Genomic DNA, 21,901 nt, shown 5'->3' with positions numbered 1-21,901 from the left:
AGCTTTTTTGTATAATATTATTTCGCTTTAATCCCTATTGCGTAATCCGGGTTAAAATAAAATTACACCCACAAAAAAACCCTTCAATATTTTAATAAAGAAGGGTTTGTTAATATTTGATAAATTTTAAAACTTCACATTTACTGAAAACAAGAAATTAGTTTCTGCCTGTGGGTAGTAAAAATTTTCTGTTGTTAATGCACCATCATATACATAACTAAAAGTATAACCATTACTTTCGTATAATTCGTTGAAAATGTTGTTAGCCAACAATCCAATCCCTAAAGATTTAACTCCCTTTAATTTTACATCGTAATTTAACCTTAAGTTATTTACAAAAAAGGCATCTAACTTGCGGTTGTTGTTTGATGTATTGTCTAAAAACTGCTTACTTACATATTTAGAAATTAATGCAATTTCAAATTGTTTAGCAGGTTTGTAAGCTATTGTGCTAGAACCTACATAATTTGGAGAAAATGCAATATCTGTTTTAGTATAAGTATTACTCGACTGGCCAATTGGATCAAAATTTACATCATACTCATCTAAAAACTCAACAAAGTTTTTTACCTTATTTTGGCTAAATGCACTTGTTACCGCCAATGTTAATTTAGGGGTAACTACAAATGATGCATCAACCTCGATACCGTTTCTAAAACTATCCTCAACATTTGATCTTACATAAGCGCCAACGTCATTTATCTGTCCTGTTAAAACCAATTGGTCTTTATAGTTCATTAAATAAATATTTGCACCAGCATTAACCCATTGGTTTCTTATTCTATAACCAGCTTCCACATTCTTTAAACGTTCTGATTTTGGTCTGCTGTCAGGCGAAGATTCTGTAAAATCGTTTCTATTAGGTTCTTTGTTAGCAACAGAGTACGAAGCATAAAAATTACTCTGCTCATTTAAACTATAGGTAAAGCCAATTTTGGGATTAAAAAAGTTTAGGTTGGCTGCTTGTTCTACATTGTTTAAGTTGCGGTCAAATCCTAAAAAAGTATAATTTACATTTCTGTACTGCAAATCTGCAAATAAAGCTAAGTTGTTAAATTGCCTGCTTGCTTTAGCGTAAATATTAAAATCAGTTTTAAAGCCATTATCAAAATAATAACGCTGTCTTATTTTACTTTGCGATGCAAATTGTGCCCAAATAACCTCGCCAAAATGGTCTCCATCATATTCATTATAGGCGCCACCTAATGTAAAATCTGTTTTATTATCAGGCTGAAAGCGTAATGAATAAGTTGCGCCATAAAAATCATTTTTTAACCATCGGCGACGAATTAAATCTGTACTTGCAATTGTATCAGTTCCTATAAATAAGGAATCTAAACCATAACTGGCAAAGTCTTCGCCTTCTTTTAGCTCTTCATAATAACCTTTTCCTCTGGTGTAATGTAAAGCAGCATTAGCAGATAATTTTGGACTAAAACTTTTTGAATACAATAACTGATAATGGTCTTGTTGGTAATTATCTGTTTGGTTATCATAAGTAAAAACGTTAGATCTTCTATTGTTTGCTAAATCAGCTTCCGCAACACCATTCCAAGCTTGGTAAGTTTTCTCTTGTCCAGAAAATACATTTAATCTCAACAAACTTGTTTTACCGTAATAAGCGCCAGACATAAAATAAGATTTTAAATCAGATGATGCGCTGTCTATATAACCATCAGAAACAATTCTTGATAAACGCCCATCAAAACTAAATTTACCATTTAGCAAACCTGTACCTATGTTTAGTGTGTTTTTTAGCGTGTTGTAAGAACCAGCAGTATTGTTTAATTCCAAGTAAGCAGAATCTTTAAGCGTTCCGGTTTGGATGTTTAAACTACCACCAAAAGCACCGGCGCCATTAGTTGATGTGCCAACACCACGTTGTATTTGAATATTATCTACAGACGAAGCAAAATCGGGTAAGTTAACCCAAAATGTTCCTTGGCTTTCGGTATCGTTATAAGGAATGCCGTTAATAGTTACGTTTACTCTTGTTGCATCCGAACCTCTAATTCTTAAACCTGTGTAACCCACACCGGCACCAGCATCAGAAAATGTAACTACTCCGGGAGTTTGATCTAACAAATAAGGTAAATCTTGCCCAAAATTGTTTTTCTCAATGTCTTTTTTAGAGAGGTTTTTAAAAGTAGTTGCAGAGTTTTCTGAAGCCCTTGTTGCATTTACTACCACCTCATTAGCAATAAATGAACTTTTGCTTAGGCTGATGTTTTCTACTTGGTTAGCTATTAGGTTAATTTTAATAGTTTTTGTTTGAAAACCGATGTAGCTTACTGCTAAAACATAATTACCAGCCTTTAAATTTTTGAAACTATAATTACCATTAATAGATGATTGAACGGTATAATTACCAATTAAATTTAATGTTGCGCCAGCAAGCTCTTGTTGGGTTTGTTGGTTGCTTACTTTACCTTGTAAAGTAAATTGTGCAAACAAAATTGAAGGCAAAAGTGCGCCTAAAACAATTGTTAAGAAGATTTTTTTCAATTTTTAAAATTTTTTAAGTTAACGAAACAGCATAGGGGTTACACTGTTTACAAAATAAATTAACTTCTACCTTTTGTCCCTACGTCGGCATTATCCGAATCAGGTGCATGAAAGATTTAAGGTTTGAGATATGAGGTTTAGGGTTTTAAACCTTTCACCTTATGCCATTCACTTTTAACCTTTCAATGGGTATGTTCTCAGCCTGGTTTTGCATTTGTGCAGCTATTTAAAACTGTTTACACAAACAAGGCACCCCTTATTGATGGCGCAAATATAGTTTTTATATTTATTTTAAAAATTAAAAAGAAAAAGTTTGTGTTGGTGTAATGCAGTGAGTTAATTTAACATCATGTGTGTTGGTTTCAATAATGCTTTCTATAGGATCAAATAAAGATACTCCAATTTTTAAAACTGCTGGTTTGCATTGTGCTAAAAAGCGATCATAAAATCCTGCTCCATAACCCACTCTGTGTCCTTCTTTGTCAAAAGCTAATAACGGAACTATCACAGCGTCAATTTCCTGTCCGTTAATTTGCTTGCCGTACAATGGTTCCGGAATTTGATATTTATTTTTAACTAACACTGTATTTTCAGGATCGAAGATAATTGGGATAATTATGTTGTTTTTAAAATCTGTACGAGAGACAACCAACTTTATATTAGAAAATTTGATTTTAAAAAAATTGATAAATTCAAAAGTATCTACCTCTTTACGCTCTGTTATAGGTAAAAATAGATGTACACATTTAATCTCCGACCAATTAAAAGCAGTAAATTGCCGCAATAAATCATCATTAAGTTGCCAAAAATTAGCTCTTGATAATGAATTTCTTTCCGCAATTGCTTTATTTCTGATGCTTAGTTTATCCAAGTTTGATTTGTTTAAAGGCAAATATAAAAAGAAGATGTGGCTAGCTTTGTAAAAAGGCTTAAAAAAACAAACGGTTCCTATCTCTTGCGAAATTGAAACCGTTTTATCAACCTAAACCTAAACTTATATGAAAAAAATCTTAATCTTTTTTAAAAAACAGTGATTAAATTAGCAAATAACCAATATTTATACCCCTGTTTTGGGAGTGCAAAGGTATGAATATTATTGATCTTTGCAAATACTTCTTAAAATAATTATTTACATAAAAATAGGATTATTTTGTTTTGAAAGCTAATAATTATAAAATGTAACGTAAATGTTATGTAAAACACTTTTTACGGTTGTTAAAGCTTTGATAATATGAAAGTTACTTGTGGTTGGTGTTATCACCAACCACTATTCACGATCTTTCATCCTACCAATTAATCCACATTAAATTAGTTTCTTTTCTCTTATATTTGATTCATCTATTCAGGGATGGATTTTTTACAGCTACTTGACTCAATTGGCAACCACTGCTCATTTATCCCAACCATACTCAGATGGTTATGAATAGTTTATTCCTAGTCCTTTGCTTAATCATTATACGGAACATATAGGTGGTGCGGTGATAACACCGACCACAAGTGAAATCCTTTGCTTACTCATTAAATGGAACATGTAGGTGGTCCGGTGACAACACCGACCACAAGTGAAATAATCCAACTAAGGAAAACTTATGTACATTTCCCGAAGAATATCTGTACTCTTCTGCTCAGTATTATTTACTGAATATTTACTTGTGGTTGGTGCTATCACCAACCACTATTTACGATCTTTCATCCTACCAATTAATCCACATTAAATTAGTTTCTTTTCTCTTATATTTGATTCATCTATTCAGGGATAGAATTTTTTACAGCAACTTGACTCAATTGGCAACCACTGCTCATTTATCCCAACCATACGCAGATAGTAATGAATAGTTTATTCCTAATCCTTTGCTTAATCATTATACGGAACATATAGGTGGTGCGGTGATAACACCGACCACAAGTGAAAAAGGGACACCAGTTGGTCATACGTTTTATAAGCCGAACAGTGTTTATCCGCTTTATAGATATCCACACACTTGATGATAAGATGGCGGGGAATTAATTTTATGATTTGACCGAACAATGGACTGTCCGAATTTTTACCCGATTGCTTTATTAATGATTGTATTACTTTCTTTTGTACTTTTGTCATCAGGCCCGTATTTTTTCTTTTTTTTGGTTTCGCAACTCAAAATTAGAATTATACAGGCCTTTTTTGTATATTATTTGTTCGGACAGTTATGATCCAAGGATAGATTTTTTACAGCAACTTGACTCAATTGGCAACCACTGCTCATTTATCCCAACCATACGCAGATAGTAATGAATATAGTTTATTCCTTATCCTTTGCTTACTCATTACATGGAACACCTAGGTGGTGCGTGATAACACCGACCACAAGTGAAAGACCCTAAAATGCAACAATGCTTTCACGTGATGTGTTTGAACAAAAACTCGATTAAATCCATTATAATCCAACTAAGGAAAACTTATGTACATTTCCCGAAGAATATCTGTACTCTTCTGCTCAGCATTATTTACTGAATATTCCTAATCCTTTGCTTACTTATTACATGGAAAATATAGGTGGTGCGCTGATAACACCGCACCTTAAGTAATTGAAGGTAGATTTGATATGCCTATTGAATAATCTAATTTTCTAAAAATTCGCTCACTCGTTTACTTATGGTTAGTGTTAAAGCTATAATAATTTGAGGATTATAATTTAGATTTATTTAAAATCAGAAATACGAATTTGCTCTTGGCAAAAACTATACTCATGAGCTTGGTTAGAGCAAACAATCACCAATCTATTATTTGTGAATTTTGATACTAATGAATGGTACCAAGCAATTCCTTCTTCATCAAGGTTAGAAGTAGGTTCGTCTAACAATAAAATGGGTGTATCAGAGCAAAAGGCTAGTGCTAATTTAACACGCTGCTTCATGCCTGATGAGAAATACTTAATCTGTTTATTTTTACTACTTTCCATGTTAAGCAGTGCAATTAACTCTTGATTGTTAATGCTATTTAAACGCTTTTTAAATTCGAAATGAAAGCTTAATACTTCGGTTAAAGTAAATTCTTCAATTAATTCTAAATAAGGTGCAGATAAGGCTAAATAGTTAAAAACAGCATCTGTCTCTATATTTTTATCATCTAAAATATAATTGATTTCGCCTGTAGATTGACTTAATGAACCAGAAATAACTTGTAGTAAAGTTGATTTACCAGAGCCATTAATACCTAAAATGGCATAAGATTTACCTTTCTCAAATGTATAATCAATGTTTTTGAATATCCATTCTCTGTTAAATCTTCTGCCAATTTTAGCTAAGGTAATTTTCATTCAGGAAATTAAGAATTTCCGAAACTCTTCATTACTCCTCTATTAGAATTTCTAATGAAGTTGATAATTTCGTCTCTTTCTTCTGTAGGTTTAAATTCGGCTTCAATAATATCTAAAGCTTTGGTTACATTGTTATGCTTCACAAATAATACCCTATATATTTCTTGAATTTCATTTATTTTTTCTGGTGAAAACCCCCTTCTGCGTAAACCAACAGAGTTTATACCTGTATAAGAAAGTGGTTCGCGGGCAACTTTTACATAAGGAGGAATGTCTTTACGTACCAATGAACCTCCAGTAACAAAAGCATAAGATCCAACTTTGCAAAATTGGTGGATGGCAACCATACCCGCTAGTACAACATAATCTCCGATGGTAATATGGCCTGCTAAAGTGGTGTTGTTAGAGAAAATACAATTATTTCCTACCTCGCAATCATGTGCTACGTGGCAATAAGCCATTAATAAGCAGTTGCTGCCAATCTTAGTTTCCCACCTATCATTTGTGCCACGGTTTATGGTTACATACTCTCTAATAGTGGTATTGTCACCAATAACAACAGTTGTTTCTTCACCAGCGTATTTTAAATCTTGTGGAATAGCAGAAATTACCGCACCAGGGAAAATTTTACAATTTTTTCCAATTCTGGCACCGTCCATAATGGTTACATTAGAACCTATCCATGTGCCTTCTCCAATTTCAACATCTTTATGTATTACGGCAAAAGGATCTATAACTACACTATTTGCAATTTTTGCCTGCGGGTGTATATAAGCTAAGGGTTGTATCATTATTAGTTTTCGGTTTTTTCGTGTCTTGCTATTTGCGCCATCATTTCTGCTTCCATCACCACTTTATCTCCCACCATTCCAACGCCCTTCATTTGCGCAATTCCTCTTCTAATTGGCTCCATTAAATCGCATCTAAATATAATGGTATCTCCCGGCAAAACTTGTGCTCTAAATCTCACTTTATCAATTTTTAAAAAATAAGTAAGATAATTGCTTGGATCTGGTACAGTACTTAATACCAAAACGCCACCCACTTGTGCCATAGCTTCAATTTGTATAACGCCAGGCATTACAGGTGCACCAGGAAAATGACCCTTAAAATACTCTTCATTCATAGTTACGTTTTTAACGCCTACTACATAGGTTTTGGTTAATTCTAGTATTTTATCGATGAATAAAAAAGGCTGACGATGGGGCAAAATATTCATGATATCAACAATATCATATAAAGGTTTTACCGTTGGGTCGTAAAGGTGTTGTACTTTTTTCTTTCTGTCTTTTTTAATGGCAGCTTTTATCTTTTTCGCAAAAGCAACATTAGCGGCATGTCCTGGTCTTGCGGCCATTACATGACCTTTAAGCGGAACGCCTATCAAAGCCAAATCGCCAATTATATCTAATAATTTATGTCTGGCAGGTTCGTTTTGGTAACGTAATTCTATATTGTTTAAAATACCTTCTCTAGCAACTTTTATATCATCTCTGTTAAACGCTTTTGCAAGCTCTTTCATTTCATCGTCACTAATATCATGGTCAACAATAACAATTGCGTTATTAATATCGCCACCTTTAATTAGGTTATGTTTTAAAAGCATTTCTAGCTCATGTAAAAAAACAAATGTTCTACATGATGCTATTTCATCTTTAAATTCTGCAATGTTAGAAATAGTAGAGTGCTGACTTCCTAAAACAGGAGAATTATAATCTACCATACAAGTTAAACGATATTCGTCTAAAGGCATAATTACCATTTCTACTTTTCTATCGTCTTCAGAATAATGGATGTTGTGCGGAATTTGATAATATTCTCTTTCGGCAGCTTGTTCTTTAAAACCAACCGACTCTAAAGCGTTAACAAACTCTATTGCGCTACCATCCAAAATAGGCACTTCAATGCCGTCAAGCTCAATCATCACGTTATCAACTTCGCAACCTACTAAAGCTGCTAAAACATGTTCTGTAGTGCTCACGCTTGCGCCATTTGCAGTTAAAGTTGTACTTCTTGATGTGTCAGAAACATTGTCAACATCGGCATCAATAACAGGTTCTCCTGGTAAATCAATCCTTTTAAACTTATACCCGTGGTTTTCTGGTGCTGGTTTAAAAGTTAAGGTTACTTTTGCGCCAGTATGTAAACCAACTCCATTTACACTAATTTCTGATTTAATTGTTCTTTGCCTAAGATTCATTTTCTAAAATAAATTTAAGAAGATTTAGATTGTAGCTTCTCCAATGCTTTTTGTAATTCCTCTATTTTTTTCTCCATATCGGGCAGTCTTTGAATAACCACCTGAGACCGCATATAGTTGTTAAAAGTTGTTGCTGGTGCACCACCCCATTTTTTTCCTTCTTGCTCAATAGATTTATTGATGCCTGATTTAGCTTGTATTTGTGTGCCTTTTGCTAATGTAATATGCCCTACAATACCAACTTGCCCGCCAACAATACAGCTTTCGCCTATTTTTGCACTACCAGATATCCCAGTTTGAGATGCTATTACCGTATTTTCTCCAATTTCTGCATTGTGTGCAATTTGAATTAAATTATCAAGCTTAACTCCTTTTTTAATAATTGTAGAACCCATAGTTGCTCTATCAATACAAGTATTAGCCCCTATTTCTACATTATCTTCAACAATTACATTACCTATTTGGCTCACTTTTGAAAAAGAGCCATCTGTCTGTGGCGCAAAACCGAAACCATCGCTGCCAATTACTGTGTTAGCATGTATGTTAACATTGTTTCCAATGATACAATCGTGGTAAATTTTTACACCAGATTGTATGGAAGAGTTGTTTCCAATTTTAACATCATCGCCAATATAACAATGAGGGTATATTTTGGTATTATCACCAACACTTGCACCTACACCTATGTAAGCAAAAGCCCCTATATAAACATCTTTACCAATTTTAGCGGTAGGATCTATAAAACTTGGTTGTTCAATACCACTTTTATATAGTTTAATGCTGTTGTACTTTTCTAACAATACAGAAAAACTACTATAAGCATTTTTAACCCTAATTAAGGTTGCTGTAATTGGTTTATCTAAAACCAAATCTTCATTTACAATTACTACCGAGGCATTAGTTGTATAAATAAAGGGTTCATACTTTGGGTTTGCAAGAAAAGACAGTGCCCCTTCTTGTGCTTCCTCTATTTTTGCTAACTGAAAAACTTTTACTTCTGGGTTGCCTTCTAAGCTACCGTTTAGTAATAAGCTAATCTCTTTTGCCGTAAATTGCATGCTCCAAAATTAACTGATATTATCAAATGAACAAATTGTTATTTTAATAACAACTTATTATACAAATTTAGTGTAACACAAAATACTTTTGGTTACTGTTTTTGATAAAGCCTCTAAGTTAGAATTATCAGATGCAGTTGCAATGTCTTGCAAGCTTCCATCCTTCATCAATACGTTAATACTGCTGTTTCCCGTTCTATAGGCCATATTATTTATGCTGCTTTTAAATACAAAATAGTGAATATCTTTATTGCTAATATTCAAGTTTTGCAGCGCTTTTTCCTTTAATTGGTCAAATTTTATTTTATCCGTTTTAGCAATTGTTATTTCTACTTTATATAAATTTCTGTTAATTAAATTGCTACAAAGTGTTTTCAAAATAAAATCTTGATGCTTTTGCCAAACTTTTACTGATGCCATTACATCATGATCGTCTAATAAAGAAAAATTATAAAGGTTTTCTCTGTTGGTTAAAAAAGTATCTTCGGTTATATTATTATAAAGAAAATGTTTTAAAGCCGGAGTTGCAAATAGTTCTTCTCCCTTTAGTGCTAATTCTCTTGCTCGTTCTAAAATTTTAACCAATAATTGTTCAGCAGCAATAACGGTTTTATGTAGATAAACCTGCCAGTACATTAACCTACGAGCTATTAAAAATTTTTCTACGGAGTATATTCCCTTTTCTTCAACTACTAAATTACCATTTTTAATATTTAGTAATTTTATAATTCTATCAGAGCTTACCATGCCTTCGGTTACTCCGCTAAAAAAACTATCTCTGTTTAAATAATCTAAACGGTCTAAATCTAACTGTCCGGATATTAACTGGTACAAAAAAGGCTTGTTGTACTGATTGTTAAAAATTGTTAAAGCCGAATCTAGCTTACCTCCAAATTCTACATTTAAATTAGCCATTAATAAGCGGCTAATTGTTTCATGTGAAACGCCATTTACTAAAGTGTGTTCTAGTGCATGAGAGAAAGGCCCATGCCCAATATCATGTAGTAAAATCGCTATACAAGCGGCTTCGGTTTCCTCTTCTGTAACTTCATGTCCTTTACTAATTAAGTGTTCTATAGCTAGTTGCATTAAATGCATAGCACCTAAAGCATGATGAAAACGGGTATGTAAAGCGCCAGGGTAAACAAGGTGTGTCATCCCTAACTGCTTAATATATCTTAATCGCTGAAAGTAAGGGTGTTCTATTAAATCAAAAATTAAGGGGCTCTTAATACTGATAAAACCATAAACCGGATCGTTGATTATTTTGTTCTTATTCAAATGAAAACTATTATAAGGCACAAAAATTGTTAATTTTATGAGCCGAGTAAAATCTCTGCAAATATTGAGATTTTCTCAAGATAATCATTTATATAAATAGAAAATATATGCAATTAGCAAATATACTTTGGGCCGATGATGAAATTGACCTTTTAAAACCTCATATTCTTTTCTTAACTGAAAAAGGATATCAAATTGACACTGCAACAAATGGTCGTGATGCACTCGATATTTTTAAAACCAAAGATTTTGATATTGTTTTTTTAGATGAAAATATGCCCGGTTTAACCGGATTAGAAACTTTAACTCAGATTAAAACCATTAACCCAGAAGTGCCGGTGGTAATGATAACCAAAAGTGAGGAGGAGTATTTAATGGAAGACGCTATTGGTTTTAAAATTGACGATTACCTAATTAAACCTGTAAACCCAAAACAAATTTTGTTAACTATAAAAAAGTTAATAGATAATAAACGTTTAGTTAGCGAAAAAACTTCTATGGCTTACCAACAAGATTTTAGAAATCTTGGGATGATTTTGAATGATAATTTAGATTACAAAGAGTGGGTTGATGTTTATAAAAAATTGATTTTTTGGGAACTTGAACTTGAAAAATTAGATGACGCTGGAATGCATGAAATATTAACTATGCAAAAAGCAGAGGCAAACGCCCAGTTTTCTAAATTTATTGAGAGAAATTATTTGGATTGGATAAAAAACCAAGACAAAGCGCCAATGCTTTCTCACCAACTTTTTAAAAAGAAAATATTTCCAAATTTAAGTGAGCAAATTCCTACTTTCTTTATTTTAATTGATAATTTAAGGTATGACCAGTGGAAAATTATTAACCCTATAATTGGTGAATATTTTAGGCTAGACGAAGAAGAAACTTATTACAGTATTTTGCCTACTGCAACTCAATATGCAAGAAACGCTATTTTTGCTGGCTTAATGCCCTCAGATATGGAAAAACGTTTCCCAGAAATGTGGCAAAATGATGAGGACGAGGGTGGTAAAAACTTATTTGAAGAAAAATTTTTAGAAGATAATATTAAAAGATCTATTAAAAAGGATGCTAAATTCTCCTATCATAAAATTCTAAATCAAGACCAGGGAAAAGATTTGAATGAGACTTTGCACAGTTTAATGGGAAACGATTTGAATGCGATAGTTTACAATTTTGTAGATATGCTTTCACACGCCCGTACTGATATGCAAATGATTAAAGAATTAGCAAATGACGATGCTGCTTACCGTTCTATTACTTTATCTTGGTTTGAGCACTCGCCTTTATTGGATTTAATAAAAAGACTTTCTCAGAAAAAAGTACGCTTGGTAATTACTACCGACCATGGTACAATTAGAGTTAAAAAGGCAAGTAAAGTTATTGGTGATAGAAATACAAATTCTAACCTAAGGTACAAGCAAGGTAAAAACCTAAATTACAATAGTAAAGAGGTGTTTTTAGTAAAAAATCCAGCGGATGCCATGCTGCCTAAATTACATGTAAGCTCTAGTTATATTTTTGCTAAAGAGGACAGCTATTTTGTTTACCAAAATAATTATAACCAGTTTGTGAATTATTTTAATGAAACTTTTCAGCATGGGGGCATTTCTATGGAAGAAATTATAATTCCGTTTGTTACCTATAAAAACAAATAGCTAGCTTTATTAAATGAAATTAGAGGTTAACGGTATTGAAGAATTAGAATTTTTAGCAAAGAAAATTTTAGAATATGCCAAACAAGAGAAGATATTTATGTTTTACGGCGAAATGGGAGCCGGTAAAACAACTTTAATAAATAGTATATGTACAGCTTTAGGCACTAAAGATCATACATCAAGTCCTACATTTTCTATTGTAAATGAGTATGAATTAAATGATGGTTCCATATATCATTTTGATTTTTACAGGTTAAAAAACCAGAGTGAAGCATTTGATTTAGGTTACGAAGATTATTTTTATTCGGGTAATTACTGTTTTATTGAATGGCCCGAGAAAATAGCAGATTTATGGCCAGAAAGCTTTGTTGAAGTGCGGTTAATGGTTTTGGATAAGAATAGAAGGATGGTTGAGTTAACCAAGGTTGGATAGAGTGGCTTATTTAACAATGAATAATTTTGATTAACACGAAATGAAGCATTGTTTTTTCATGATATTATTTAAGGGAAGGTTAAATTTATAATGTAAAATGGACGTAAAAATAACGTCCATTTTATTAAGAATATAAAATATATTACCCGCCAATAACAGCACCATCTGGTATAACAGCATTTTTCTTAACCACTATAATACCTTCTTTTATGGTGTGTGTAGCGCAATCCGAATCTGGTAAGTGCGAGCCACCTTTGATAATTACGTTATTTCCAATAAAACAATTTTTATCTAAAATTGCAGTATCTATCACACAATTATCTCCAATACCAGTAATTGGTCTATCACTTTTTGATATACCAGATATCTCATCTATTGTTTGATAAAAATCGCAACCCATTACATAACAGTTACTAATTTTTGTGCCTCTTCCAATTCTGCTTCTAATTCCAATAACAGAACGTGTTATTTCATCGGCATTAATAATACAGCCATCTGCAATAATTACACTGTCTAATTTTGTACCTTTAAACTTACTTGGAGGTAACATTCTAGCCCTAGAATATATGGGGTGTTTAGAAAATAAATTAAATTGTGGTACATCATCCGTTAAACCCAAATTGGCTTCAAAAAAAGAATCTATATTTCCAATATCTGTCCAGTAACCTTCGTATTGGTAACTAATAATTTTATTAACGCCAACAGCGTCTGGTATTATTTGTTTACCAAAATCGTGGCGTTCATTACCTTCTAGCATGTTAATTAACACATCTTTATTAAAAAGGTAAATACCCATTGAGGCTAAGTAAACTCTGCCTTGTGCTTCCATTTCTGGGCCAACTTCAGATTCCCATCCAATAATTTTCTCTGAATTTGGCTTCTCAATAAATGAAGTGATGGATAAGTCTGCATCGGCTTTTAAGATCCCAAAACTCGTCCCGTCTTTTGCGTTACAAGGGATTGTGGCTATCGTAATTTCAGCTCCTTTATCTATATGGTTTTTAATCATCTCGCTAAAATCCATCTGATATAGCTGATCACCTGAAAGTATTAAAATATATTCGCACTCATGCTGTTTTAAATGGTGTAAACTTTGACGTACAGCGTCTGCAGTTCCTTGGTACCAACCTTCGTTGCCTGGTGTTTGTTCTGCAGCTAAAATATCAACAAATGCATTTGTGAAAAAGCTAAAATTATAGGTGTTCTTTATGTGTTTGTTTAAAGACGCTGAATTAAATTGTGTTAATACAAACATTCGTCTTAAACCCGAATTTAAACAATTTGAAATTGGAATATCTACTAAACGGTACTTGCCAGCAATTGGAACTGCTGGTTTAGAACGGGTAGCCGTTAGTGGTGAAAGCCTAGAGCCTTGACCGCCGCCAAGAATAATGGAGATAACTTTATTTTCTAACATATAATTTAAATTAAGCTTTTATATAGTGTATAATATTCTTCGGCAGATTTGGTCCAAGAAAAATCTAAACTCATCATGTTTTTGCGAACCTGGTTTAATTTTTTAACGTCTTGATACAAATTTAAGCCTCTTTCTACAGCATGTATCATTTCATATATATCTAAGTTATCAAATCTGATACCATAACCTTCTCTTTCGATAATATCTATAACAGAATCTTTTAAACCTCCAGTTGATCTTACAATTGGGACAGTACCGTAACGTAAGGCATATAATTGGTTTAAACCACACGGTTCAACCCTTGATGGCATGAAAATAAAATCTGCACTAGCGTATATTTTATGCGACAAAGTCTCGTCATACCCAATATAACAATTATAATTAGTAAGGTATGACTGTATTTCTTTCAAATCGTTTTCAATTTGCTTATCACCAGATCCTAGCAGCATAAAACATACTTGTCCTTGGTTCCGTAGAAAAATTTCCTTAATTAGTTCGGCCAACATTTCGGCTCCTTTTTCTACTACTAACCTTCCAATAAAAGTAAACAAAGGCAAATTAGGGTCTAATCCAAACTCGGTACAAAGGTCTTTTTTGTTTTTTTCTTTCCCGCTTTTAACAGTGCTTAGCTGATAATTATGGTTAAGCATTGGGTCGGTTTTAGGGTTCCAAACCTCAACATCAATACCGTTTAAAATACCAACACCTTTTTGCCCTTCTAATTCAAATAAAAACTCTAAACCGTTTGAGTTATAGTTAAGCTCTAATAAATAACTTGGAGATACGGTGGTATATTTCCAACAGCATTTAATAGCCGCTGCTAAAGGATTTATGCAATCTTTCCATTCTAATAAACCACCAGTAGAAGCCTCAACCTCAGGTAAGTAATAAAACTTCTCCCAACTCATCCATCCTTGGTATTGCCCATTATGTATGGTAAAAACAGATGGCGTTTTTGCTAAACTATTAAATTTGCCAGAATGTTGTATTAAATAAGGAACTAAGCCAGTATGATGATCATGACAGTGAAAAACATCAATTTGTTTATTTGAAGCAACAATCCATTCTAAAACAGCAATTTGAAAAGCAACAAATTGTTCGGTTTCATCTGGGTAAGAGTAAATTTCTGGTCTATCTAATAATTCGGGTATTTTAACCAAATACAATTCAAAACCCAAAATATTATTAGTTTCTTTTAAGATTTGAAAATCGAAACTTCTAAAACCTAACTTTGAAGAACTTTCAAAAACGGTTTCAAAGCTATGTGTGGTTACAAATTTTCGCTCATAATAAGGCATTACAACCATTGCATTTAAACCTAAACCAACCTGATATTTTGGAAGTGCACCAACAACATCTCCTAAACCACCTGCTTTAGCAACCGGATAGCATTCTGCACTTAAATGTAAAACGTTCATCATTATTTTGTGTGCTTTAAATTAGTATTATCTTTTGCAAATTTCAAGGCTCGCAAAAAATAAAGTTGATTTAATGCGAAAATTATAAACTTTGCAAATAATGAGTATATTTTGTGAAATTATTTAATAAAAATAAGCGAAACTGTTTTATGTTTTAATCTTCTTTGTTTCTTATGATGATTGGATAAGCAAATGTTTTTCTTTGATTATCTATTTCTACAGGAGAAATTGTGATTAAAACAGTGTCTTTAATCGTTTTCCCTCTTATAAAAGATGGAATCCAATAATTTACATCTTGCAAAGCTTGCTTTATTAATTGGCTTTGAATTGGTGCAATACTATCTATTAAGCTTACTTCTAAAGATTTTCCGGTGCTATCTATTACCACAGCTACCTTAAATGAAGCTTTCGGCGAATTTGCTTGTTCCCAAAATAAAGGCAAGTTATTATTTAAGTACTCCTGTAAATAAAAGTTATATCCTTGATTATCGTCTATTGTACAATTTTTGTAGGTTAATTTTTTTGTATTGTAGAAATTAAAGCTAGGATAAAGCTGCAAAAGCGATTCTTTTTTAGAAACACCCGCAGGATATATATAGTTAGAGCTTATAAATACACCCTTTTTATAATACTCATTGCCTATAAAATCTATAGATTTATTTGGAAACACAATGTTAGTTAACCAATTACCAACTGGCACACCATTATTAATGCGTCCATTAAAATTTATTCCATTGTAACCAAACTCGTTAAAATTTAATACTTCTTGGGTAAAACCATATTTGCCTTTTCCGTTAACAACCTTTTGCACTCCATACACATTCCAAAAATCTTTAATTTGAGCAATGTTATTTACAAATTGAATTTTTAACCAAATTTCCCCACTAGGATAATAAAAAGACCATGTACCAAAAGGTTGGTCATCATCAAAAAAAGCGTCAAATTTTGGAATTCCGGCTGGATAAAAACCTTTAAAATTTCCATCCATTTTGCCTTCTTTGTAATTACCAGTTAGCGCAATGGTATTGTTGTTATAGTAATCTGTAAAAAAACCATCAAATCCATTTGTACTTGGACTGTATTTGCATACTCGGGTATAATATTTGAATTCGCAGTTTTGGTCTGCTAAATAATATTGCTCATCAAAGTACAAATGAACATAACCATCAACAGATTTTTTTAGATAGTTTTCTGCTGCTAGTTGCGAAAAAGAAGTTTTAACTATAATGAGTAAAACAATAATAATTGCAAATTTTTTCATTTTAATGTGCTTCTAACCAATTCATTCCCTCTCCAACTTCTACCAACAAAGGCACTTTGGTTTTTATGGCATTTTGCATTCGGTTTTTAATAATTTCTTTCATTTGCTCTTTTTCAGATATTAAAACATCAAACACCAACTCATCGTGTACTTGCATGGTCATTTTAGATTGTAGCTTTTGGTCTTTTATGTCCTGATGGATTTTCAGCATCGCAATTTTAATCATATCAGCTGCAGAACCTTGTATGGGTGCGTTTATAGCGTTTCGTTCTGCAAAACCACGTACCATTTGGTTTGCCGAGTTGATGTCTCTTAAATACCTTCTACGTCCCATAATGGTTTCTACATATCCATTTTCACGGGCAAAATTCATGGTATCAGCCATGTACTTTTTAATGCCAGCATATTGCTCAAAATAGTTTTCTATAATTTCTGCGGCTTCCTTTCGGGGGATGCCTAATGTTTGTGATAATCCAAAAGCAGATTGACCATAAATGATACCAAAGTTTACTGCCTTTGCATTTCTTCTTTGGTCAGATGTTACTTCTTCTAATGCGATACCGTAAACTTTTGCTGCTGTTGCGGTGTGAATATCTAAGCCCTTTACAAAAGCGTCCATCATATTTGGGTCTTCGCTTATTTCTGCAATAATGCGCAATTCTATCTGCGAGTAATCTGCAGAAAGTAAAATATGGTTTTCGTCTCTTGGAATAAACGCTTTCCTTACTTCTCTTCCTCTAGCTGTTCTAATAGGTATATTTTGAAGGTTTGGATTGTTAGAACTTAACCTACCTGTTGCAGCAACGGCTTGGTTGTAAGAAGTATGAACTCTTCCCGTTTTTGGGTTAACCAACTGAGGCAAAGCATCTACATAAGTAGATTTTAATTTTTGCAATTGCCTAAAGTCTAAAATATCTTGTACAATGTCTGATTTTGGAGCTAATGCCAAAAGCACATCTTCACCTGTTTGGTACTGCCCAGTTTTAGTTTTTTTAGCTTTTTCGTCAAGCTTTAATTTATCAAATAAAACTTCACCCAATTGCTTTGGCGATGCTAAATTGAATTTTATACCGGCTTTTTCATAAACAGCTTTTTCTAACCTAATTACCTCAATTTCTAACTCTTTAGAATAGTTTTGCAATTGCTCCATATCAATTCTAACGCCTTCAATCTCCATATCTGCTAATACATAAACTAGCGGATTTTCAATTTCTTCGATAAGCTTACTTGCATTTACCTCTTTAAGCATTGGCTCAAAAACATCATGCAGTTGTAGGGTTATATCCGCATCTTCACCAGCATATTCTTTAACCGTTTCCATATCAACATCTCGCATGGTGCCTTGATTTTTGCCCTTTTTGCCAATTAATTCTGTAATTGAAACAGGCGTATAACCCAAGTAATTTTCTGCCAATACATCCATATTATGCCTAGTGTCTGGGTCAATTAAATAATGAGCCAGCATGGTATCAAACAGATCGCCAGCTACTTCAATGCCGTACCATTTCAGTATTAAAATATCGTATTTAATGTTTTGCCCAATTTTTTTGATGGCTGGGTTTTGTAAAATATTAGCAAACTCATGTACCACGGTTTTGGCTTCCGCCTGATTTTCTGGAACTGGAACGTAATAAGCTTCACCTACATTAAAGCTAAAGGATAAACCTACCAACTCTGCATTATTGGCATCAATTCCAGTAGTTTCAGTATCAAAACAAATTGCTTTTTGTTGAGCTAAGGTTTTTACTAATTCTACTCGTTTTTCAGCATCATCAATTAAATGGTAAGTATGTGTGGTGTTCTCAATGTTTTTACCACCTTCAACAAATGTTGCTGCTTGCGCCGGTGTAATGCTAATGTTGGTTATTCCTTGTGGTGCTGTTGGGCTACCAAATAAATCCATTTGGCCATTATTATTTCCTTTAGTTTCCGAAACGCTAAAATCTTCGCCAAATACTCTTTTACCTAAAGTTCTAAACTCTAACTCGGCAAAAAGAGGTTCTAATTTCTCTTTATCCGGCGGCCCAATTCTAAAACTTTCTTCATGAAACTGAATGGGTGCATTTAGTAATATAGTAGCCAGTTTTTTCGAGAGTAAACCTTGTTCTGCATAGGCTTCTACATTTTCTCGCTGTTTACCTTTTAATTCATGACTGTTAGCAATAATGTTTTCCATAGAACCATAAGTTTTTATTAAACTCTTGGCAGTTTTTTCGCCAATTCCAGGTATTCCAGGGATGTTATCCACAGCATCGCCCCAAAGGCCCAAAATATCTATTACTTGGTGTACATGCTCAATTTCCCATTTAGCTAAAACTTCTTTCACACCCATTATTTCCATGTCGTTACCCATACGAGATGGCTTATAAACATAAATATTTTCTGAAACGAGCTGGGCAAAATCCTTGTCAGGCGTCATACAATAAACAGTATAGCCCTCTTTTTCTGCCTGTTTAGCTAAAGTTCCAATAATATCATCAGCCTCAAACCCATCTGATGTTAAAACAGGAATATTAAACCCTTCTATCAATTTAAAAACGTAAGGTAACGCTGCAGATAAATCTTCGGGCATGGCTTGTCTTTGTGCTTTATACGCTTCAAACTCTATATGTCTTTCCGTTGGCGCGTTGGTATCAAATACAACAGCAATATGCGAAGGATTCTCTTTTTTTAAAACCTCTAAAAGCGTGTTGGTAAAACCCATTACAGCTGATGTATTTATACCTGTTGACGTAAATCTCGGGTTTTTACTTAATGCAAAATGTGCTCGGTAAACTAGCGCCATACCGTCTAACAGAAAAAGTTTTTTTGACATGATTATATTTTTGGATTGCCTAAAATAGGCATTTCTTCAAATTTAATATTTTGTATGGTTGATTTAGATTTTATAATTGGGTATTTTTGATTGGGTTGTTTTTTAGTGCAAAGGGTAAAAAGTTTTGCACAGCGGAAAAAGAGATTTTTTAACCGCAGAGTTGAATAAATAAAAATCTGTGGTAATTTGCGAAATCTGCGGGAGAATTTAACCCTTCTTTACCACAAATGGCGCTAAGATTTTCACAGAGTCAACAAAGGTTTTTTTAACGCTGAAAACTCAGCGGTCACAAAGTTGAGTTGTTAAATTCAAGCTTAAGAAATTTTATAAAATAATTTTTGAAAATTATATAAACTATGGAACAACACGGAATTATATTATTTGACGGGGTTTGCAATTTATGCGATGGCTTTGTGCAACGTATTATTGCTGCTGATACTAAAGATTATTTCCGTTTTGCGTCTTTACAATCTGATGTGGCTAAAGATTTATTAAAAAACCATCCCAATTTACAAGATTTCAAAAGTATAGTTTATATAGAGAATGAGAAGGTTTATACCAAATCTAGCGCAGCCATAAAAATTAGTAGCCATTTAGGTTTCACGTGGAAAATTCTACAAATGGGTTATATTTTACCTGCTTTTTTAAGAGATGGCATTTATAATATCATAGCTAAAAACAGGTATAAATGGTTTGGTAAAAAAGACCAATGTATGGTGCCAACGCCAGAGTTAAGGGCAAAGTTTTTATAGAATAAAGGGATAATTTACAAAAAAATCATCCCTTTTTTATTTATTCTGTATCTAACGGTTTCTCCCTCTTAGAGCCATCATACAACTCATACGCTAACAAACGGCAATCTAACTTCCCATTATAAAACTCCATTCTTTTAGATGCTTTTAAGCCAATTTTCTTTGCTAAATCTGGGTTTCCTGTAAAAATATAACCTTTATAACCTTTACAGCTTTGTTTCATAAAATCGCCCATGCGTTTATAGGTAGCAACAAGGTCTGAGTGTTGACCTAAACGCTCTCCATATTCTGGGTTAAACATAACTACACCACTTCCCTCCGGTATCTCAGTATCTGCAAAATCGCAAGTTTGGAAATCAATAATTTGATCTACACCTGCAGTCATCGCATTTTTAATAGAAATATCAACAGCATCATCGGAAATATCTGTAGCAATAATTTTAAAATCTATGTTTTTAACAATCTGATCTTTTAAAATCTTGCGTTCAGCAAAAAACACCTCTTCATCGTAGCCTAAAATATGCATAAAACCATAATTCATACGCAATAAACCTGGTGTACGTTTGGTTGCAATTAAAGCAGCCTCAATAGCTAAGGTGCCAGAGCCACACATAGGGTTTACAAAGTTAGATTGTTGATCCCAGCCTGTTGCAAAAATAGTCCCAGCAGCTAATGCTTCTAACATTGGTGCTTTACCTGGTATTTTACGGTAGCTATGTTTTGCTAACGTTTCGCCAGAGCTATCGATATAAATTTCAGCCTTCTCATTTTTCCAGTATAAATGGATTACCACTTTTGAATAATCAGAGCCAGAATCGGGTCTTATTTTGTGTTTTTCTTTAATTCTATCAACAATTGCATCCTTAACTCTAAGATTTGCAAACAGCGGAGTGGTGATTGTTGGGTTATCCACATTTGACGTAACAGAAAAATATCCACTAAAATCTATTAATTTTTCCCACTCTAATTTCACCAATTTTTGGTGCAATTCATCATGGTCTTCTGCAGTAAATTCATGCAATCTGTACAAAACCTGACTGGCACATCGAAGGTTGAGATTCAGCTTTATACAGTCGTTTAAGCTCACATTTAGCTCAACACCGGTTGGGAAAACTCGGGTTGGTTTAAAGCCTAATTCTAGCACCTCTTTTTCAAGGTAAGTTGCTAACCATTTATTGCAGGTGATGATCACCTTTGAGGGAGTGTTGAAAACTTGATTCATATAGGAGCGCAATTTACTGAAATAAATTTTAGAGATTTGGAACAGATTCAAACGATTTTAATTATGGATATCAAAGGAAAAGTTCACTTCGTGTCTGATGTTATAAATGTAACAGACAGCTTCAGAAAAAGAGAGTTAGTAATAGAGTTTGCAGAAAACCCTCAATACCCAGAATTTGTAAAGTTTGAAGCAATACAAGACAGAGTTTCTTTAATGGATAACGTTAAAGTTGGTGAGGATGTAGAGGTTTTCTTCAATTTAAAAGGAAGAGAATGGACTAACAAACAAGGTGAAAAACAATATTTTAACACCTTACAATTATGGAAAGTTAATGCCTTAGGTGCTGCAGAAGCAGGCCAAGCAACTCCGGCTTACGCTCCGCCTGTTGATATTTCAGCATCGGCAGATGAGGGAGACGACCTTCCATTCTAAAAACAGCCTATTTTCTAATTACAATGCGATAAAAAGCGGCTTCAACATCCCACGTTGACCGCTTTTTTTGGTTTTAGGATTTATCCCAAATTACGCAATAGAAAGTTGAAAGGGATAATCAAAGTTGGTAGTTTGCCCCCAAATACCCAT

At 33.3% G+C, this 21,901-nt stretch carries 17 protein-coding genes; 4 read left to right on the top strand and 13 right to left on the bottom strand.

Annotated features, from left to right (window positions below):
* Positions 1-126: 126 nt before the first annotated feature.
* The 8 genes from ACFSSE_RS06640 to ACFSSE_RS06605 form a co-directional block, all read right to left on the bottom strand.
* Positions 127-2,505 (bottom strand): TonB-dependent receptor, encoded by a 2,379-nt coding sequence (locus ACFSSE_RS06640; protein ID WP_379042806.1) that lies wholly within the window; start codon positions 2,503-2,505, stop codon positions 127-129.
* 298 nt (positions 2,506-2,803) lie between these two features.
* Entirely contained in the window at positions 2,804-3,376 is a 573-nt protein-coding gene (locus ACFSSE_RS06635) for a 5-formyltetrahydrofolate cyclo-ligase (protein ID WP_379042803.1), read from the bottom strand.
* Between the two features lie 984 nt (positions 3,377-4,360).
* Positions 4,361-4,603: a DUF4372 domain-containing protein gene (locus ACFSSE_RS06630; protein WP_379100825.1), complete on the bottom strand. Its 243-nt coding sequence runs from the start codon at positions 4,601-4,603 to the stop codon at positions 4,361-4,363.
* A gap of 580 nt (positions 4,604-5,183) precedes the next feature.
* Positions 5,184-5,801 (bottom strand): ABC transporter ATP-binding protein, encoded by a 618-nt coding sequence (locus tag ACFSSE_RS06625; RefSeq protein ID WP_379042800.1) that lies wholly within the window; start codon positions 5,799-5,801, stop codon positions 5,184-5,186.
* Positions 5,802-5,809: 8 nt separating this feature from the next.
* Positions 5,810-6,592, bottom strand: a complete 783-nt coding sequence (lpxA, locus tag ACFSSE_RS06620; RefSeq protein ID WP_379042797.1) for an acyl-ACP--UDP-N-acetylglucosamine O-acyltransferase — start codon at positions 6,590-6,592, stop codon at positions 5,810-5,812.
* A gap of 2 nt (positions 6,593-6,594) precedes the next feature.
* Entirely contained in the window at positions 6,595-8,001 is a 1,407-nt protein-coding gene (locus ACFSSE_RS06615; protein ID WP_379042794.1) for a bifunctional UDP-3-O-[3-hydroxymyristoyl] N-acetylglucosamine deacetylase/3-hydroxyacyl-ACP dehydratase, read from the bottom strand.
* Positions 8,002-8,015: 14 nt separating this feature from the next.
* Positions 8,016-9,059, bottom strand: a complete 1,044-nt coding sequence (gene lpxD, locus ACFSSE_RS06610) for a UDP-3-O-(3-hydroxymyristoyl)glucosamine N-acyltransferase (RefSeq protein ID WP_379042792.1) — start codon at positions 9,057-9,059, stop codon at positions 8,016-8,018.
* A gap of 57 nt (positions 9,060-9,116) precedes the next feature.
* A complete protein-coding gene (locus ACFSSE_RS06605; RefSeq protein WP_379042789.1) occupies positions 9,117-10,340 on the bottom strand; it encodes an HD domain-containing protein in 1,224 nt (407 codons plus the stop codon).
* 107 nt (positions 10,341-10,447) lie between these two features.
* On the opposite strand from ACFSSE_RS06605, the gene porX reads away from it, so the two are divergent.
* Positions 10,448-12,001: a T9SS response regulator signal transducer PorX gene (gene porX, locus ACFSSE_RS06600; RefSeq protein WP_379042786.1), complete on the top strand. Its 1,554-nt coding sequence runs from the start codon at positions 10,448-10,450 to the stop codon at positions 11,999-12,001.
* Positions 12,002-12,014: 13 nt separating this feature from the next.
* Positions 12,015-12,434: a tRNA (adenosine(37)-N6)-threonylcarbamoyltransferase complex ATPase subunit type 1 TsaE gene (tsaE, locus tag ACFSSE_RS06595; protein ID WP_379042783.1), complete on the top strand. Its 420-nt coding sequence runs from the start codon at positions 12,015-12,017 to the stop codon at positions 12,432-12,434.
* A 142-nt stretch (positions 12,435-12,576) separates the two neighbouring features.
* Here tsaE and ACFSSE_RS06590 read toward each other — a convergent pair whose 3' ends face one another.
* The 4 genes from ACFSSE_RS06590 to polA all read right to left on the bottom strand — a co-directional run bounded on the left by ACFSSE_RS06590 (position 12,577) and on the right by polA (position 19,345).
* The gene (locus tag ACFSSE_RS06590; RefSeq protein ID WP_379042781.1) at positions 12,577-13,851 is read right to left on the bottom strand and encodes a glucose-1-phosphate adenylyltransferase; all 1,275 of its coding nucleotides are present in this window, start codon (positions 13,849-13,851) and stop codon (positions 12,577-12,579) included.
* Between the two features lie 5 nt (positions 13,852-13,856).
* Positions 13,857-15,272 (bottom strand): glycogen synthase, encoded by a 1,416-nt coding sequence (locus tag ACFSSE_RS06585; protein WP_379042778.1) that lies wholly within the window; start codon positions 15,270-15,272, stop codon positions 13,857-13,859.
* 151 nt (positions 15,273-15,423) lie between these two features.
* On the bottom strand, positions 15,424-16,530 hold the full coding sequence (locus ACFSSE_RS06580; RefSeq protein WP_379042775.1) for a toxin-antitoxin system YwqK family antitoxin: 1,107 nt from the start codon (positions 16,528-16,530) through the stop codon (positions 15,424-15,426).
* A gap of 1 nt (position 16,531) precedes the next feature.
* Complete coding sequence (gene polA / locus ACFSSE_RS06575) at positions 16,532-19,345, bottom strand: DNA polymerase I (RefSeq protein WP_379042772.1); 2,814 nt, start codon at positions 19,343-19,345, stop codon at positions 16,532-16,534.
* 356 nt (positions 19,346-19,701) lie between these two features.
* Between polA and ACFSSE_RS06570 the strand changes: the two genes are divergently transcribed.
* Complete coding sequence (locus ACFSSE_RS06570; RefSeq protein WP_379042770.1) at positions 19,702-20,097, top strand: thiol-disulfide oxidoreductase DCC family protein; 396 nt, start codon at positions 19,702-19,704, stop codon at positions 20,095-20,097.
* Between the two features lie 40 nt (positions 20,098-20,137).
* Here the strand turns inward: ACFSSE_RS06570 and ACFSSE_RS06565 are convergent, their stop codons facing one another.
* On the bottom strand, positions 20,138-21,319 hold the full coding sequence (locus tag ACFSSE_RS06565; protein ID WP_379042767.1) for a THUMP domain-containing class I SAM-dependent RNA methyltransferase: 1,182 nt from the start codon (positions 21,317-21,319) through the stop codon (positions 20,138-20,140).
* 63 nt (positions 21,320-21,382) lie between these two features.
* On the opposite strand from ACFSSE_RS06565, the gene ACFSSE_RS06560 reads away from it, so the two are divergent.
* Positions 21,383-21,751 carry a DUF3127 domain-containing protein gene (locus ACFSSE_RS06560; RefSeq protein WP_379042764.1) on the top strand — a complete coding sequence of 123 codons (369 nt, stop codon included), beginning with the start codon at positions 21,383-21,385 and terminating at the stop codon, positions 21,749-21,751.
* Positions 21,752-21,901: the final 150 nt, after the last annotated feature.

The sequence above is a fragment of the Pedobacter alpinus genome, from assembly GCF_042684645.1.
GTDB lineage: Bacteria > Bacteroidota > Bacteroidia > Sphingobacteriales > Sphingobacteriaceae > Pseudopedobacter > Pseudopedobacter alpinus.
Note: the sequence above shows the minus strand (reverse complement) of the source record. Positions and strands in the feature narration are given on the sequence as shown.